Origin of the sequence: Pseudomonas sp. D8002 (genome assembly GCF_013385695.1) — a bacterium.
Classification (GTDB): domain Bacteria; phylum Pseudomonadota; class Gammaproteobacteria; order Pseudomonadales; family Pseudomonadaceae; genus Aquipseudomonas.
Map to the genome: position 1 here is coordinate 68,577 of NZ_JACAPM010000031.1, position 14,666 is coordinate 83,242.

The window sequence follows — 14,666 nt, forward strand, 5'->3', positions numbered from 1 at the left end:
CCGGAACGCGGTTGAAATGTGGGAGCGGGCTTGCTCGCGAATGCGGTGTGTCAGGTGGCGCATGTGTGACTGACGTACCGCATTCGCGAGCAAGCCCGCTCCCACATTGGATGTTTAGTGGGCCAGGGAGGCCTTGGGGGCTACGACGTCGCCGGCGATGACTACGGCCTCATCATCGAGGTAGACGTCGCAATTGCGCAGCGGGATGTCCATGTGGCACGGGGTCTTGCGGGTGCCGCCGACTTCGGTGTTGGGGCCGGTGGAGAACAGGAAGTTGCCGTAGAACGCGCGGGCGTCCATGCACATGCCGTCGTTCTTGTCGTGCAGGCCCATGGCCGTCCATTGCGCCCGTGGCTGCAGGCCCCAGCCGATGTGGGAGATGCCATATACCTCGGGGTCGTTGAAGTATTTCATGTAGTCGCGCAGGTATTCGGCCTCGAAACCACCATGGATTCTGGTGATGAAGCCCTTCTCGATCTCCAGGGTGATTTTCTCCCGGGTGTAGGTCTTGAACGGCAGCAGGATGTCGCCGATATCCAGCACCAGCACGCCCTCTGCAGTTTCCTCATTGGGCCAGGAGAACAGGAAGCCGCTCGGCCAGTGGTCCCAGCGTCCCGGTTCGTCGGCAAAGCCGTATTCGGTGACGGACGGGTATTGCCCCAGCGCCGCCCGGAAATCACTGCCGGCGCGGGATTTGACGTGGATCGAGCGGGCTTTTTTCAGCAGCTCTTCAGCGGCCAGCACGCGCACTTTGTCCTCTTCGGTCGGCAGCATGCGCGCCAGCACTTCCGGGGGTTCCACCGCCAGCAGGATGCGCGTGCCGGTCTTGAGGATCTGTTCCTGCTCCGGCGAGTGCAACAGCATCATGGTGTCGACGATCAGGTCTGCCGCTTCCAGCGCCCGCTGCGCCGCGATATTGCCGGTCAGGGCAGTGTCGCCACAGTAGGCCGTCATGTCATTGCCCATCGCCCGGGGATGGTTGAACGACGGCAACTCCACCGCATACACCTTGGCCCCCAGGCGCTGCGCAGCGTCCATCGCGGCGCGCACGGTGCGCGGGTCGGAGTAATGGCTCTTGAGCACGGCGACGCTCTGGGTCGGGTCGACCTTCGAGAGCTTCAACACATGCTCAAACATCTGGGTCAGTTCGCAATCACTTACCGGCATTTCCTGTCTCCTCAGCTGCTGCACCAAGATCTTGCAGGGCGCTTCACTCTAGTGCGTTTTTATAGCGTATACGCCAATTAATCACGATAAGAACTGATTTCATCATGGACTGCAAGCACCACGCCAAAACGTTACGAATCCACACAAGCCCAGTTATATATGGAGATAACCGGTTACAGGGGATCGATATGGCCAAAAAAACAATTTTTCAGGCATGGGCTTTTCATTTGAAAAAATGAGCGTATACACTTTAAAAACCTTGCGGACAGACGCCGCCGGCCATTATTCGAAAAAGAGGACCACGCCCCATGGGAAGCACACAAAAAATCGCAATCGTCGGCGCCGGCCTTGGCGGTGCCGCCGCTGCCACCCTGCTGCAACAGGCAGGGTTCGACGTGGACATCTACGAGCAGGCGCCGGAGTTTTCCCGCCTGGGTGCCGGGATCCACATGGGCCCCAACATCATGAAAATCTTCCGCCGCATGGGCATCGAAAAACAGCTGGACCTGATGGGGTCGCACCCCGAGCACTGGTTCAGCCGCGATGGTGAAACCGGCGACTACCTGTCACGCATTCCCCTGACTGGCTACGGCGCGTCCTACATCACCGTGCATCGCGGCGATCTGCACGCGCTGCAGATGTCCACCCTCAAGCCCGGCACCCTGCACTTCAACAAGCGCCTGGAAACCCTTGAAGAAACCGATACCCAGGTGCGCCTGACTTTCGCCGACGGCGAGGTAACCTACGCCGACATCGTGATCGGTGCCGACGGCATCAATTCGCGCATTCGTGAAGAGCTGCTGGGTGCCGAAAAACCGCTGTACAGCGGCTGGGTCGCGCACCGTGCGCTGATCCGTGGCGACCAGTTGGCCAAGTACGACCTGAAGTTCGAAGACTGCATCAAGTGGTGGACCGAGGACCGGCACATGATGGTCTACTACACCACCGGCAAGCGCGACGAGTACTACTACGTCACCGGCGTGCCGCACCCGGAATGGGACTTCCAGGGCGCCTTCGTCGACAGCAGCCGGGAGGAGATGTTCGACGCCTTCAAGGGCTACCACCCGACCGTCCAGGCCCTGATCGAATCCACCGAAAGCGTGACCAAATGGCCGTTGCGCAACCGCAACCCGCTGCCGTTGTGGAGCCGTGGTCGCCTGGTATTGCTGGGCGATGCCTGCCACCCGATGAAACCCCATATGGCTCAGGGCGCCGGCATGGCCATCGAAGACGCCGCGATGCTGACGCGCTGCCTGCAGGAAACAGGGATCGGCGACTACCGCACCGCGTTCGAGCTGTATGAAGCCAACCGCAAGGAACGCGCGTCCCGGGTGCAGGCCGTGTCCAACGCCAACACCTGGCTGCGCACCCAGGAAGATCCGGACTGGGTCTACGGCTACGACCTCTACGCCCAGCAACTGAAATCGGGGGTGGCGGCGTGAGCAGCTTTCTCTATGGCGGCAACGTCCAGGCCAATGGTATCCGCCAGCATTACCTGCGTTACGGCGGCAAGGGCCCGGCACTGATCCTGATTCCCGGTATCACCAGCCCGGCGATTACCTGGGGTTTTGTCGCCGAACGCCTGGGTTTGCACTTCGACACCTACGTGCTGGACGTGCGCGGTCGCGGCCTGTCGTCCACCGGCCCGGAGCTGGACTACAGCGCCGACACCTGCGCCGATGACATTGGCGCGTTTGCCGACGCCCTGAAGCTCGACAGCTATCACCTGGTCGGCCATTCCATGGGCGCGCGGTTTGCCGTACGCAGTGCGGTGCGCCATCCACAAGGTGTCAACCGCGTGGTGTTGATCGACCCGCCGATGTCCGGCCCGGGTCGCCGCGAATACCCAAGCAAACTGCCGTGGTACGTCGATTCGATTCGTCAATCCCAGGTCGGCATGGATGCGGAGGCGATGCGCGCCTTCTGCGCCACCTGGACCGAGGAACAACTGCAACTGCGCGCCGAATGGCTGCACACCTGCTACGAGCCGGCGATCGTGCGTGCGTTCAATGACTTCCATACCGTCGATTTCCATCAGGACCTGCCGCACCTGGAGGCTCCTGCCCTGCTGATTGTTGCCGGACGCGGCGGTGTAATTCAGGCCGAAGATGTCGCGGAAGTCCGACAGTTACAGCCGACCCTACAGGTCGCCCATGTGCCAAATGCAGGACACATGATCCCCTGGGATGACCTTGAAGGCTTTTTCGCTGCCTTCGGCGACTTCCTCGGCCAGCCCCTGACTGCATAACGGAGACCATCATGCTCAAGCCTTATCGCATCGGCCAGATTGTGCCGAGCTCCAACACCACCATGGAAACCGAGATCCCGGCGATGCTTAACGCGCGCCAGGCGATCCGCCCGGAACGTTTCACCTTTCACTCCAGCCGCATGCGCATGAAGCAAGTGCGCAAGGAAGAACTGGCGGCCATGGACGGTGAGTCCGACCGTTGCGCCATCGAACTGTCCGACGCCAAGGTCGACGTGCTGGGCTACGCCTGCCTGGTAGCGATCATGGCCATGGGGCTGGGTTACCACCGCAAGTCCGAGCAACGCCTGCGCACGGCCACCGCCGACAACGACGCCAACGCCCCGGTGATCACCAGTGCCGGCGCCCTGATCGAAGGCCTTAAAGTCATGGGCGCCAAACGCATCGCGATTGTTGCGCCGTACATGAAACCGCTGACCGAACTGGTGGTGAACTACATCCGCGAAGAAGGCTTTGAAGTGGTGGACTGGCGCGCCCTGGAAATCCCCGACAACCTCGAAGTGGCCCGCCACGACCCGGCCAACCTGCCGGCGATTGTTGCCGGGATGAACCTGGAAGGTGTCGACGTAATCGTACTGTCGGCCTGCGTACAAATGCAGTCGCTGCCCGTGGTCGCGAAGGTCGAAGCCCAGACCGGCCTGCCGGTGCTCACCGCCGCCATCGCCACCACCTACGCCATGCTCAAGGCCCTGGACCTGGAACCCATCGTCCCCGGCGCCGGCGCCCTCCTGTCGGGAGCCTACTAAAAACGCTTTTGTGGCGAGGGAGCATGCTCCCGCTGGAGTGCGAAGCGCCCCCAAAAAAACAGGCCTGCTACGCAGCCCAACGGGAGCAAGCTCCCTCGCCACAGGGTACGTGCACTGTCCATTACCGAGGACTGAAAGATGAGCGAACAATCCGCCGACGCCAACTACCAGGGCGTCTGGGGTAACCGAATCGGCTTCGGCAAAAAATCCGCCCTGCTGATGATCGACTTTATGCAAGGCTATACCACCGAAGGCGCGCCACTGTTTGCCCCCGAAGTGCGCATCGCCGTGGCCGAAAGCGTCGAGCTGCTGGCCTGCGCCAGGCGTCACGGAATCAGCGTGGTGCACACCAATATCCGCTACCATCCGGGCCATTTCGCCGACGGCGGTATCTGGGTAAAAAAGGCCCCGGTGATGAAAGACATGGTCGAGGGCAACCCCCTCGCCGCGTTCTGCACCGAGGTCTTGCCCCTGGCCAATGAAGTGGTCATCACCAAACAATACGCCAGCGCGTTTTTCGGCAGCAGCCTGGCCCCGATGCTGCACGCCCAGGGCATCGACACCGTGGTGCTCGCCGGCTGTTCCACCAGCGGCTGCATCCGGGCCACCGCAGTGGATGCGGTGCAACATGGGTTTCGTACCATCGTCGTGCGCGAATGCGTCGGCGACCGCCACCCGGCGCCCCATGAAGCCAACTTGTTCGATATCGACAGCAAGTACGGCGACGTGGTGAGCAAGCAGGAGGCGATGAGCAAGTTCAAGGAGCAGTAACGCGTCAACAGGAACCACGACAAAGAGCGTGGTCCGGAAAAAACTGAGCGCCCACGCTGGAATGCAGTCGAATGTGGGAGCAAGCCCGCTCCCACACTTGATCACCTCCAACAGGGCCACCTCAGTCTTCTGTCACTGCCTTTGGAAGTCGCTTTCACAGCACTCCGAAGTGCTGAAAAAGCGGCCGTATAAAAACCATAAGTCACCGCCAGGAGACACCCCAATGCCCATTGCGAATGCAGCGCCCGCGACTACGGTCGCCGATCCGGTCCACACGCTCTACCACAAGATCACCTGGAAGCTGATTCCGTTCCTGTGTTTCTGCTACCTCGCGGCCTACCTGGACCGCATCAATATCGGCTTCGCCAAACTGCAGATGCTCGACCAGCTGCACTTCAGCGAAACCGCGTTCGGCCTCGGTGCCGGGCTGTTCTTTGTCGGCTATATCATCTTCGAAGTCCCCAGCAACCTGATCCTGGAAAAGGTCGGGGCGAAGATCTGGATCGCCCGCATCATGATCACCTGGGGCCTGCTGTCGGCCTGCACCATGCTGGTCACCTCCACCACCCAGTTCTACATCCTGCGGTTCCTGCTGGGTGCGGCCGAAGCCGGGTTTCTGCCGGGCGTGCTGTATTACCTGACCACCTGGTTTCCCACCCATCGCCGGGGGCGGATCATCGCCCTGTTCATGATCGGCCTGCCGCTGTCCAGCGTGATCGGCGGCCCGTTGTCCGGCTGGATCATGGGCCACTTCGACAACATGGCCGGCCTGCGCGGCTGGCAGTGGCTGTTCCTGATCGAAGCGGTGCCCAGCGTGCTGCTCGGTGTGTGGACCTTCTGGGCGCTGCCCAATACCTATCAGCAAGCCAAGTGGCTGTCGCCGGAAGAAAAAACCCTGCTGGAAAGCGAACTGCGCAAGGACGACGCCGACGGTGCCGGCAGCAAACACAGCTTCCGCGACGGCTTCTTCAACCTCAAGGTGTGGATGCTCGGCGGTATCGACTTCTCGATCCTGCTCAGTGCCTATGCCATGGGGTTCTGGATGCCCACATTCATCCGCAACGCCGGGATTACCGACACTTTCCACATCGGCATCCTCACGGCCCTGCCCAGCGTGGCGGCCCTCTTGGGCATGCTGCTGATCGGCGCCAGCTCCGACAAACACCGCGAACGCCGCTGGCACATCATCGTGCCGTTCTTCATCGGCGCGGCGGCGATGGCTACCAGCACGTTCTTCACCCATAACGTGGTCGCCACCGTGGCGCTGTTTGCGATTGCCTCGGCGGCGATCATCGGTGCGGTGCCGGTGTTTTTCAGCCTGCCGGCGACCTTCCTGAAAGGCACCGCAGCGGCCACCGGCTTTGCCCTGGCCTGCTCGCTGGCGAACATCGCGGGCCTGGTGAGCAACTCGTTGATGGGCGTGGCGATTGACGTCACCGGCAGCAGCGCAGGGGCCTTGTGGTTTTTTGCCGGCTGCCTGATTCTCAGCAGCTTCCTGGTGATCGCCTTGCCGGCGAAGCTGGTAAACCGCTAACAACAACAATTTTTCGGGTGAGTCTCCATGCAAGGTTTCATCAAGCGCTGTGCCCTGCTTGTCGCCGTGGGCCTGTGTGCCGGTACGGCGCAGGCCGCAGAAAAGGTCATCTTCGACACCGACTTCAACGTGCTCAACGATGACGGCCAGGCCTTTATCATGCTCGCCCAGCTGCACGGGCAAAAACGCATCGACCTGCTGGGCATGACTCTGGTCAGCGGCAACGCCTGGGTCGACCAGGAACAGGTCGACGCCCTCAAGGCGGTGGAACGCATGGGTGTGGAGAAGGAAGTCGGCGTGTATTCCGGCGCCGCCTACCCGCTGCTGCATGACTACGCCACCTATGAGGCGGAAAAAGCCCTGTTCGGTTCCGGCTGGCCGGGTGCGTTCAAGAACCCGCGGCCAACCAGTGCCTCACAACTGGTCGCGCCACCGGACGGCCTGGCGACCCACACCAGGCTGCGCAAGGAAACCGCCGCCCAGTTCATCGTCGACAGCGTACGGGCCAACCCCCACGAGGTAACGATCCTGGCGGTCGGCCCGCTGACCAACATTGCCCTGGCGATTCGCTCGGCGCCGGACATCGTGCCGCTGATCAAGCGCATCGTGTACATGGGCGGCGCGCTGGAGATCCCGGGCAACACCACGCCGGCGGCGGAGTTCAACTGGTGGTTCGACCCGGAGGCGGCGAAGATCGTGTTGCGCTCGCCCATCGAACACGTGATTTTTCCCAACGATGTCTGTGAGAAAGTCACCTTCGACAAGTCGGTGTATGAGCGGGTGATCGCACACAAAGGCCCGATTGCCGACCTGTACAAGCACGAGTTCGGGCCACTGTTCGCCAAGGACCCGGCTTACCACAGCTTCACCTGGGACAGCCTGCCGGCACTGTTTCTCGTGAACCCCGGGATCGTCACCGAATCCCGCGAGCTGTGGGTGGACGTGGATGCCACCTTCGGCGCCGACTACGGCCGGGCACTGGGCTACAAGAAAGGCGCGCCGGTCGGCACGCAAAAGGCCAAGGTGGTCTTCGCGGTGGACCAGAAGCAGTTCTGGGACGGTTATGTAGGGTTGGTGACGCTGCCGACGCCGGTCAACATCTTCCGCTGAGTGCGCCGGAACTTGAGGGGCTGTGGTTTAATTGCGCGCCTTTGCCCAGCCCTTCAAGGAATCCGTTGTCGATGAATCAGCCCGCCACCAAAGTCCTGGTCATTGGCTACGTCTGGCCAGAGCCTCGCTCCTCGGCGGCCAGCGGGCACATGATGCAGATTCTGGAGAGTTTCCTGGCCCAAGGCTGGGACATCACCTTCAGCAGCCCGGCGGTCACCGGCGAACACAAGGCCGACCTGCCCGCCCTGGGCATTCGCGAATGCGCGATCGAGTTGAATAACAGCAGTTTCGACGCGTTTATCCAGCAATTGGCTCCGGATATCGTGCTGTTCGACCGTTTCATGATGGAAGAACAGTTCGGCTGGCGCGTGGAAAAATCCTGCCCGAATGCTCTTCGGGTGCTGGAAGCATCCGACCTGCAAAGCCTGCGGGACGCCCGCCACCAGCGCCTCAAGGATTTCCTGAAGGCGCACCCCGAAGCTGATGACTTCGACGCGCTGTTCAGCCGGGACCTGGCCGCCGAATTCGATGACATGGCCGACACCGACCTGGCCAAGCGCGAGATCGCCGCGATCTACCGCTGCGACATCAGCCTGATGATCTCCGACGTGGAAATCCAGTTGCTGACCGAACACTTCAAGGTGCCCGCGGCCCTGCTCCACTGGTGCCCGTTGATGCTGGCGCCGCCCACCGAAGCCTTTGCCCCCTTTGAGGACCGTGCCCACTTCCTGAGCATCGGCAATTTCCGCCATGCGCCGAACTGGGATGCGGTGTTGTGGATGAAGAACAGTGTGTGGCCGCTGATCCGCCAGCAACTGCCCGGCGCTCAACTCCACGTGTACGGCGCCTATACGCCACCCAAGGCCACCGCGCTGCACAACCCGGCCCAGGGCTTCCACGTGATGAATTGGGCCGAGGATGCATTGCAGGTCATGAGCGCTGCGCGTATCTGCCTGGCGCCACTGCGCTTTGGTGCCGGGATCAAGGGCAAGCTGGCCGACGCGATGCTCTGCGGCACACCCAGCGTTACCACACCGATTGGCGCCGAAGCCATGGGCGAACCGTGGCCCGGCGTGGTCGAACACAGCGCCAGTGCACTGGCGGCTGCGGCGGTTGCGTTGTATCAAGACCCGCCACGCTGGACCCAGGCCCAGGAAGACGGCCGGCAGTTACTGGCCCGCCGTTACGCCCACGACCTCCACGGCCCGGCCCTGGTGGAGCGCCTGGAGCAGTGCCGCCGCCAGTTGGCCGAGCACCGTCGGAACAATTTCACCGGCAGCATGCTGCGCCACCACCTGCACAAAAGTACCCAGTACATGGCGCAGTGGATCGAGGCGAAAAACCGTACGCTGTAGACACAGACGCTGGCGAGGTGGCGCGCAAGGGGGCATTATCCTTTTCGCAACCACAATAAAGCGACTGCAGCATGACCCGAGCAGCGAGAATCACCGATCCTTCCTACGAGCTGATGGACGATCACAACGGTCTGTCCATCATCTATCGCCAACACGGCTTCCCGTGCCCGTTGGTGCGCTGGCATTTCCACAAGGAATACGAGCTGCACCTGATCGTTGCCAGCTCCGGCAAGGTGTTTATCGGCGACTACATCGGCAACTTCTACCCGGAAAGCCTGTTCCTCACCGGCCCCAACCTGCCCCACAACTGGATCAGCCAGGTGGCCGAGGACGAAGTGGTGCCCAAGCGCGACATGCTGGTGAACTTCACCGACGAGCTGTTCGACGGCGGCAGCCATGTCTTTGCCGAGCTCAAGACCCTGGCGCCACTGCTGGAACGGGCGCAATACGGCATCGAATTTCGCTGCAAGAAAACCATCGCCCAGGCCATGACCCTGATGCAGCGCATCGAGGACGCCCAAGGCATGGCGCGCCTGGGGCACTTCTTCATCCTGATGGAAGTGCTGAGTGCCTGCGAGGACTACCAACTGCTCTCCGGCGTGACCACGCCGCAATTGGCGGACGAACACAGCATCGACCGCACCAACCGCGCGGTGGACTACATTTTTGCCCACTACGCGCGGGAGCTGTCCCTGGAAGAGGTGGCCGAATACCTCGGCATGAAACCCACCTATTTCTCCCGCGTGTTCAAACAAGCCACCGGCCGCACCTTCATCGAATTCGTCAACCGCCTGCGTATCAGCAAGTCCTGCGAGCTGCTGGCCGATGGTGACAAAGCCGTGACCGATGTGTGCTTCGAGTCAGGCTTCAACAACATCTCCAATTTCAACCGCCGCTTCCAGCAGCTCAAGGGCATGACCCCCTCGCACTACCGGCGCCTGGCGGTGCAGCGGTTAACCGAGCAGAACCTCGCCTGAAAACGCGCGTTCCTGTGGGAACCCGCTTGTGTGGGAGCGGGCTTGCTCGCGAATGCAGTGTGTCAGGCAGCGCAAATGTCGGCTGATTCACCGCCTTCGCGAGCAAGCCCGCTCCCACATTTGCATCGCGCTCACGCAGGAAGCCGATCGCTCCCAGCGAATCGTTTCAGCAATTTTCCGCTGCAGTGCAAAAAAGTATCAGTAAAAGTGCTCCCAAGGATTTGTCAGCACGTCAATTGAAGGCTGTAATCAACGCACACTCTTCCAGCTGTCGTGGAAGACACAACAACAATAACTGTCCTTCTGCAGCCCCTGGGCGCAGAAATGGAGTGCGCGATGAAGTTCACAGCCAAAGCTCTGCTTGCCTGCACCTGCATGACCCTCAGCGCCGTCAGTCTTGGCGCGCAAACCCTGACCATTGCCACCGTCAACAACAGCGACATGATCCGCATGCAAAAGCTCTCGAAAACCTTCGAGACCGAGCATCCGGAGATCAAGCTGAACTGGGTGGTACTCGAAGAAAACGTCCTGCGCCAACGCCTCACCACCGACATCGCCACCCAGGGCGGACAGTTCGACGTGTTGACCATCGGCATGTACGAAGCTGCACTCTGGGGCGCCAAAGGCTGGCTGGAACCGATGAAGGACCTGCCTGCTTCCTACGACCTGGACGACGTTTTCCCTTCCGTGCGTGACGGCCTTTCCGTCAAGGGCTCGCTGTACGCCCTGCCGTTCTACGCCGAAAGCTCCATCACCTACTATCGCACCGACCTGTTCAAGGACGCCGGGCTGACCATGCCCGAGCACCCGACCTGGACCCAGATTGGCGAATTCGCCGCCAAACTCACCAACAAGGACAAGGAACAGTACGGCCTGTGCCTGCGCGGCAAAGCCGGTTGGGGCGAGAACATGGCGCTGATCACCACCCTGGCCAACGGCTACGGTGCACGCTGGTTCGATGAGAAGTGGCAACCGGAATTCAACGGGCCAGAGTGGAAAGACGCACTGAACTTCTACGTCGACAACATGAAGAAATCCGGCCCGCCGGGCGCTTCCAGCAACGGTTTCAACGAAAACCTGGCGCTGTTCAACAGCGGCAAGTGTGCGATCTGGGTCGACGCCAGCGTCGCCGGCTCGTTCGTCACCGACAAGACCCAAAGCAAAGTGGCTGACCACGTCGGCTTCACCTTTGCCCCGCACGAGAAGACCGACAAAGGTACTTCGTGGCTGTACTCCTGGTCCCTGGGGATTCCAACCAGTTCCAAAGCCAAGGACGCTGCCAAGGTGTTCACCACCTGGGCCACTTCCAAGGAATACAGCCAGTTGGTCGCCAAGACCGACGGGATTGCCAACGTACCGCCAGGTACCCGCAAATCGACCTACAGCGACGAATACATGAAGGCCGCGCCGTTTGCCAAGGTGACGCTGGAATCGCTGAAAGTCGCCGACCCGAAAGACCCGTCGGCCAAGCCGGTGCCGTATGTGGGCATCCAGCTGGTGACCATTCCTGAATTCCAGGCGATTGGTACCCAGGTCGGCAAGTTCTTCTCCAGCGCACTGACTGGTGGCTCCACTGCCGAAAAAGCCCTGGCGGATGCACAGACCTTCACCGAACGCGAAATGAAGCGGGCCGGTTATCCCAAGTAAAGCGGTCTCACCACACTGAATGTGGGAACCCGCTTTATGTAGGAGCCGGGCTTGCCCGCGATGCAGACAACTCGGTCTGTCAGTTTCACCGAGGCGCTCTCATCGCAGGCAAGCCAGCTCCCACATTTGACCGCACTCCGACCCGCATTCCGCATGTACCTGACTGGTCCTGATCACCATGAATACCACCACTGCCCAAGTGCAAACCGCTACGCCGGACAAGCCGCGTAAAAGCCGCCTGATCAACCCCGGCTGGTTCCTCGTCAGCCCCTCGGTGGCCTTGTTGCTGCTGTGGATGATCGTGCCGCTGGGCATGACCCTGTACTTCTCGCTGATTCGCTACAACCTGCTCTACCCCGGCGAAAACCAATTCGTGGGCCTGGAGAACTTCACCTACTTCATCACCGACTCGGGCTTCCTGCCCGGCGCCACCAACACCCTGTTGCTGGTGGGCAGCGTGTTGCTGATCAGCGTAGTGTTTGGCGTATTGATCAGCGCCCTGCTGGAAGCCAGCGAGTTCTTTGGTCGCGGCCTGGTGCGGGTGTTGCTGATTTCACCGTTCTTCATCATGCCCACCGTCGGTGCGCTGATCTGGAAGAACCTGATTTTCCATCCGGTGTCGGGGATCCTCGCCTACGTGTGGAAGCTGTTCGGCGCCCAGCCGGTGGACTGGCTGGCCCATTACCCGTTGCTGTCGATCATTATCATCGTGTCCTGGCAGTGGCTGCCCTTCGCGATCCTGCTGCTGATGACCGCCATGCAGTCCCTCGACCAGGAACAGAAGGAAGCCGCCCGCCTCGACGGTGCCGGCGCCATCGCGATCTTCTGGCACCTGACCCTGCCGCACCTGGCACGTCCGATTGCCGTGGTGGTGATGATCGAAACGATCTTCCTGCTCTCGGTGTTCGCCGAAATCTTCACCACCACCAACGGTGGCCCCGGCTACGCCTCGACCAACCTCGCCTACCTGATCTACAACCAGGCGCTGGTGCAGTTCGACGTGGGCATGGCCTCGGCCGGCGGCTTGATTGCCGTGGTCATCGCCAATATCGCGGCGATCATCCTGGTGCGGATGATCGGCAAAAACCTGACTGACAAGCCTTGAGGGCCGCGCCATGACGCTTCAACAATCCCGCCGCCTGCAAAGCGTGCTGCTCGGCACCCTGGCCTGGGCCATCGCGATCCTGATTTTCTTCCCGATCTTCTGGATGGTGCTGACCAGCTTCAAGACCGAAATCGACGCGTTCGCCACGCCGCCGCAGTTCATCTTCACGCCGACGCTGGAGAACTACCTGCACATCAACGAGCGCAGCAACTACTTCAGCTACGCCTGGAACTCGGTACTGATTTCCTTCAGCGCCACCGCCCTGTGCCTGCTGATCTCGGTACCGGCCGCCTACTCCATGGCGTTCTACGAGACCAAGCGCACCAAGGGCACGCTGCTGTGGATGCTCTCCACCAAGATGCTGCCGCCGGTGGGCGTACTGATGCCGATCTACCTGCTGGCCAAGAGCTTCGGCCTGCTGGATACACGCATTGCGCTGATCATCATCTACACCCTGATCAACCTGCCGATCGTGGTCTGGATGGTTTACACCTACTTCAAGGACATCCCCAAGGACATCCTCGAAGCCGCCCGCCTGGACGGCGCCACCCTGTGGCAGGAAATGGTCCGGGTGCTGCTGCCAATCGCCAAGGGCGGCCTGGCTTCCACGGTGTTGCTGTCGCTGATCCTGTGCTGGAACGAGGCGTTCTGGTCGCTGAACCTGACCTCGTCCAACGCCGCGCCGCTCACTGCATTGATCGCCTCCTACTCCAGCCCCGAAGGCTTGTTCTGGGCCAAATTGTCTGCCGTGTCGACCCTGGCCTGTGCGCCGATCCTGATTTTTGGCTGGATCAGCCAGAAACAGCTGGTCCGCGGTCTGTCCTTCGGCGCCGTGAAGTAACGGCTCCTTCAAAAATATTTAGAAGCGGAGGCCCATCATGGCCAACCTGAAAATCAAGAATCTGCAAAAAGGCTTCGAAGGCTTCTCCATCATCAAGGGCATCGACCTTGAGGTGAACGACAAGGAATTCGTGGTGTTCGTCGGCCCGTCGGGCTGCGGCAAATCCACCCTGCTGCGCTTGATTGCCGGCCTTGAAGAAGTCACCGAAGGCACCATCGAGCTGGATGGCCGCGACATCACCGAGGTCACCCCGGCCAAGCGCGACCTGGCAATGGTGTTCCAGACCTACGCCCTGTACCCGCACATGAGCGTGCGCAAGAACATGTCGTTTGCCCTGGACCTGGCCGGCGTCGACAAGAAGATTGTCGAGAGCAAGGTCAACGAAGCAGCACGTATCCTGGAGCTGGGCCCTTTGCTTGAGCGCAAGCCAAAGCAGTTGTCCGGCGGCCAGCGCCAGCGTGTCGCCATTGGCCGTGCGATTGTGCGTAACCCGAAGATCTTCCTGTTCGACGAACCCCTGTCCAACCTCGATGCCGCCCTGCGGGTGCAGATGCGCCTGGAGCTGTCGCGCCTGCATAAAGAGCTGCAAGCCACGATGATCTACGTGACCCACGACCAGGTCGAAGCCATGACCCTGGCCGACAAGGTTGTCGTACTCAACAGCGGCCGCGTGGAACAGGTGGGCTCGCCGCTGGAGCTGTATCACCAGCCGGCCAACCTGTTTGTCGCAGGCTTTTTGGGCACGCCGAAAATGGGTTTCCTCAAGGGCAAGGTCACTCGCGTTGACCCACAGAGCTGCGAAGTCGAACTGGACGCCGGCGGCCGCATCAGCCTGCCCCTGAGCAGCGCGAGCTTGAGCGTCGGCAGCGCCGTGACCCTGGGCATTCGCCCGGAGCACCTGGAAATCGCCGCGCCAGGGCAAGCCACCCTGACCGTCACCGCCGACGTCGGCGAGCGCCTCGGCAGCGACACCTTCTGCCACGTGATTACCGCCAGCAAGGAGCCGTTGACCCTGCGGATCCGTGGCGACATGGCCAGCCAATATGGCGAGACCCTGCAGCTGTACCTGGACCCGACCCAATGCCATCTGTTCGACGCTGAGGGTGTTGCCGTGGCCCGCCCACTGCGCGCCGCCGCCTGATTTCGC

The 14,666-nt window shown here is 61.3% G+C and carries 13 protein-coding genes; 12 read left to right on the plus strand and 1 reads right to left on the minus strand.

Translation table 11 applies throughout. The annotated features are described in order from the left end of the window. Nucleotides 1-114: 114 nt before the first annotated feature. Nucleotides 115-1,167 carry a 2,5-dihydroxypyridine 5,6-dioxygenase gene (locus tag HX807_RS17375; protein ID WP_003215335.1) on the minus strand — a complete coding sequence of 351 codons (1,053 nt, stop codon included), beginning with the start codon at nt 1,165-1,167 and terminating at the stop codon, nt 115-117. 308 nt (nt 1,168-1,475) lie between these two features. On the opposite strand from HX807_RS17375, the gene HX807_RS17380 reads away from it, so the two are divergent. The 12 genes from HX807_RS17380 (at nt 1,476) to HX807_RS17435 (ending at nt 14,660) form a co-directional block, all read left to right on the plus strand. Further along, complete coding sequence (locus HX807_RS17380) at nt 1,476-2,609, plus strand: FAD-dependent monooxygenase (protein ID WP_003215332.1); 1,134 nt, start codon at nt 1,476-1,478, stop codon at nt 2,607-2,609. After that, nucleotides 2,606-3,415, plus strand: coding sequence for an alpha/beta fold hydrolase (locus HX807_RS17385; protein WP_008436143.1), 810 nt, complete (start codon nt 2,606-2,608; stop codon nt 3,413-3,415). The genes HX807_RS17380 and HX807_RS17385 overlap by 4 nt, the downstream gene beginning before the upstream one ends. A gap of 11 nt (nt 3,416-3,426) precedes the next feature. Continuing rightward, entirely contained in the window at nt 3,427-4,179 is a 753-nt protein-coding gene (locus HX807_RS17390) for an Asp/Glu racemase (RefSeq protein ID WP_177050558.1), read from the plus strand. A 138-nt stretch (nt 4,180-4,317) separates the two neighbouring features. Then, nucleotides 4,318-4,950 carry an N-carbamoylsarcosine amidohydrolase gene (locus HX807_RS17395; RefSeq protein WP_003215327.1) on the plus strand — a complete coding sequence of 211 codons (633 nt, stop codon included), beginning with the start codon at nt 4,318-4,320 and terminating at the stop codon, nt 4,948-4,950. A 223-nt stretch (nt 4,951-5,173) separates the two neighbouring features. Further along, the gene (locus HX807_RS17400) at nt 5,174-6,484 is read left to right on the plus strand and encodes an MFS transporter (RefSeq protein ID WP_010169608.1); all 1,311 of its coding nucleotides are present in this window, start codon (nt 5,174-5,176) and stop codon (nt 6,482-6,484) included. 27 nt (nt 6,485-6,511) lie between these two features. Further along, a complete protein-coding gene (locus HX807_RS17405) occupies nt 6,512-7,594 on the plus strand; it encodes a nucleoside hydrolase (RefSeq protein WP_008436139.1) in 1,083 nt (360 codons plus the stop codon). 71 nt (nt 7,595-7,665) lie between these two features. After that, complete coding sequence (locus HX807_RS17410) at nt 7,666-8,949, plus strand: glycosyltransferase (RefSeq protein ID WP_177009418.1); 1,284 nt, start codon at nt 7,666-7,668, stop codon at nt 8,947-8,949. A 71-nt stretch (nt 8,950-9,020) separates the two neighbouring features. Next, nucleotides 9,021-9,926, plus strand: a complete 906-nt coding sequence (locus HX807_RS17415; RefSeq protein WP_003215319.1) for an AraC family transcriptional regulator — start codon at nt 9,021-9,023, stop codon at nt 9,924-9,926. A 336-nt stretch (nt 9,927-10,262) separates the two neighbouring features. After that, a complete protein-coding gene (locus tag HX807_RS17420) occupies nt 10,263-11,573 on the plus strand; it encodes a sugar ABC transporter substrate-binding protein (protein WP_003215317.1) in 1,311 nt (436 codons plus the stop codon). Between the two features lie 178 nt (nt 11,574-11,751). After that, nucleotides 11,752-12,678, plus strand: coding sequence for a carbohydrate ABC transporter permease (locus HX807_RS17425; protein WP_003215314.1), 927 nt, complete (start codon nt 11,752-11,754; stop codon nt 12,676-12,678). A gap of 10 nt (nt 12,679-12,688) precedes the next feature. Then, nucleotides 12,689-13,519, plus strand: coding sequence for a carbohydrate ABC transporter permease (locus tag HX807_RS17430; protein WP_003215312.1), 831 nt, complete (start codon nt 12,689-12,691; stop codon nt 13,517-13,519). A 37-nt stretch (nt 13,520-13,556) separates the two neighbouring features. Beyond that, complete coding sequence (locus HX807_RS17435) at nt 13,557-14,660, plus strand: ABC transporter ATP-binding protein (protein WP_102606106.1); 1,104 nt, start codon at nt 13,557-13,559, stop codon at nt 14,658-14,660. The last annotated feature ends 6 nt before the right edge of the window (nt 14,661-14,666 follow it).

Coding starts and splice junctions, on each gene's coding strand:
- HX807_RS17375 (WP_003215335.1), bottom strand. CDS start 1,167: ATGCCGGTAAGTGATTGCGAACTGACCCAGATGTTTGAGCATGTGTTG.
- HX807_RS17380 (WP_003215332.1), top strand. CDS start 1,476: ATGGGAAGCACACAAAAAATCGCAATCGTCGGCGCCGGCCTTGGCGGT.
- HX807_RS17390 (WP_177050558.1), top strand. CDS start 3,427: ATGCTCAAGCCTTATCGCATCGGCCAGATTGTGCCGAGCTCCAACACC.
- HX807_RS17395 (WP_003215327.1), top strand. CDS start 4,318: ATGAGCGAACAATCCGCCGACGCCAACTACCAGGGCGTCTGGGGTAAC.
- HX807_RS17400 (WP_010169608.1), top strand. CDS start 5,174: ATGCCCATTGCGAATGCAGCGCCCGCGACTACGGTCGCCGATCCGGTC.
- HX807_RS17405 (WP_008436139.1), top strand. CDS start 6,512: ATGCAAGGTTTCATCAAGCGCTGTGCCCTGCTTGTCGCCGTGGGCCTG.
- HX807_RS17410 (WP_177009418.1), top strand. CDS start 7,666: ATGAATCAGCCCGCCACCAAAGTCCTGGTCATTGGCTACGTCTGGCCA.
- HX807_RS17415 (WP_003215319.1), top strand. CDS start 9,021: ATGACCCGAGCAGCGAGAATCACCGATCCTTCCTACGAGCTGATGGAC.
- HX807_RS17420 (WP_003215317.1), top strand. CDS start 10,263: ATGAAGTTCACAGCCAAAGCTCTGCTTGCCTGCACCTGCATGACCCTC.
- HX807_RS17425 (WP_003215314.1), top strand. CDS start 11,752: ATGAATACCACCACTGCCCAAGTGCAAACCGCTACGCCGGACAAGCCG.
- HX807_RS17430 (WP_003215312.1), top strand. CDS start 12,689: ATGACGCTTCAACAATCCCGCCGCCTGCAAAGCGTGCTGCTCGGCACC.
- HX807_RS17435 (WP_102606106.1), top strand. CDS start 13,557: ATGGCCAACCTGAAAATCAAGAATCTGCAAAAAGGCTTCGAAGGCTTC.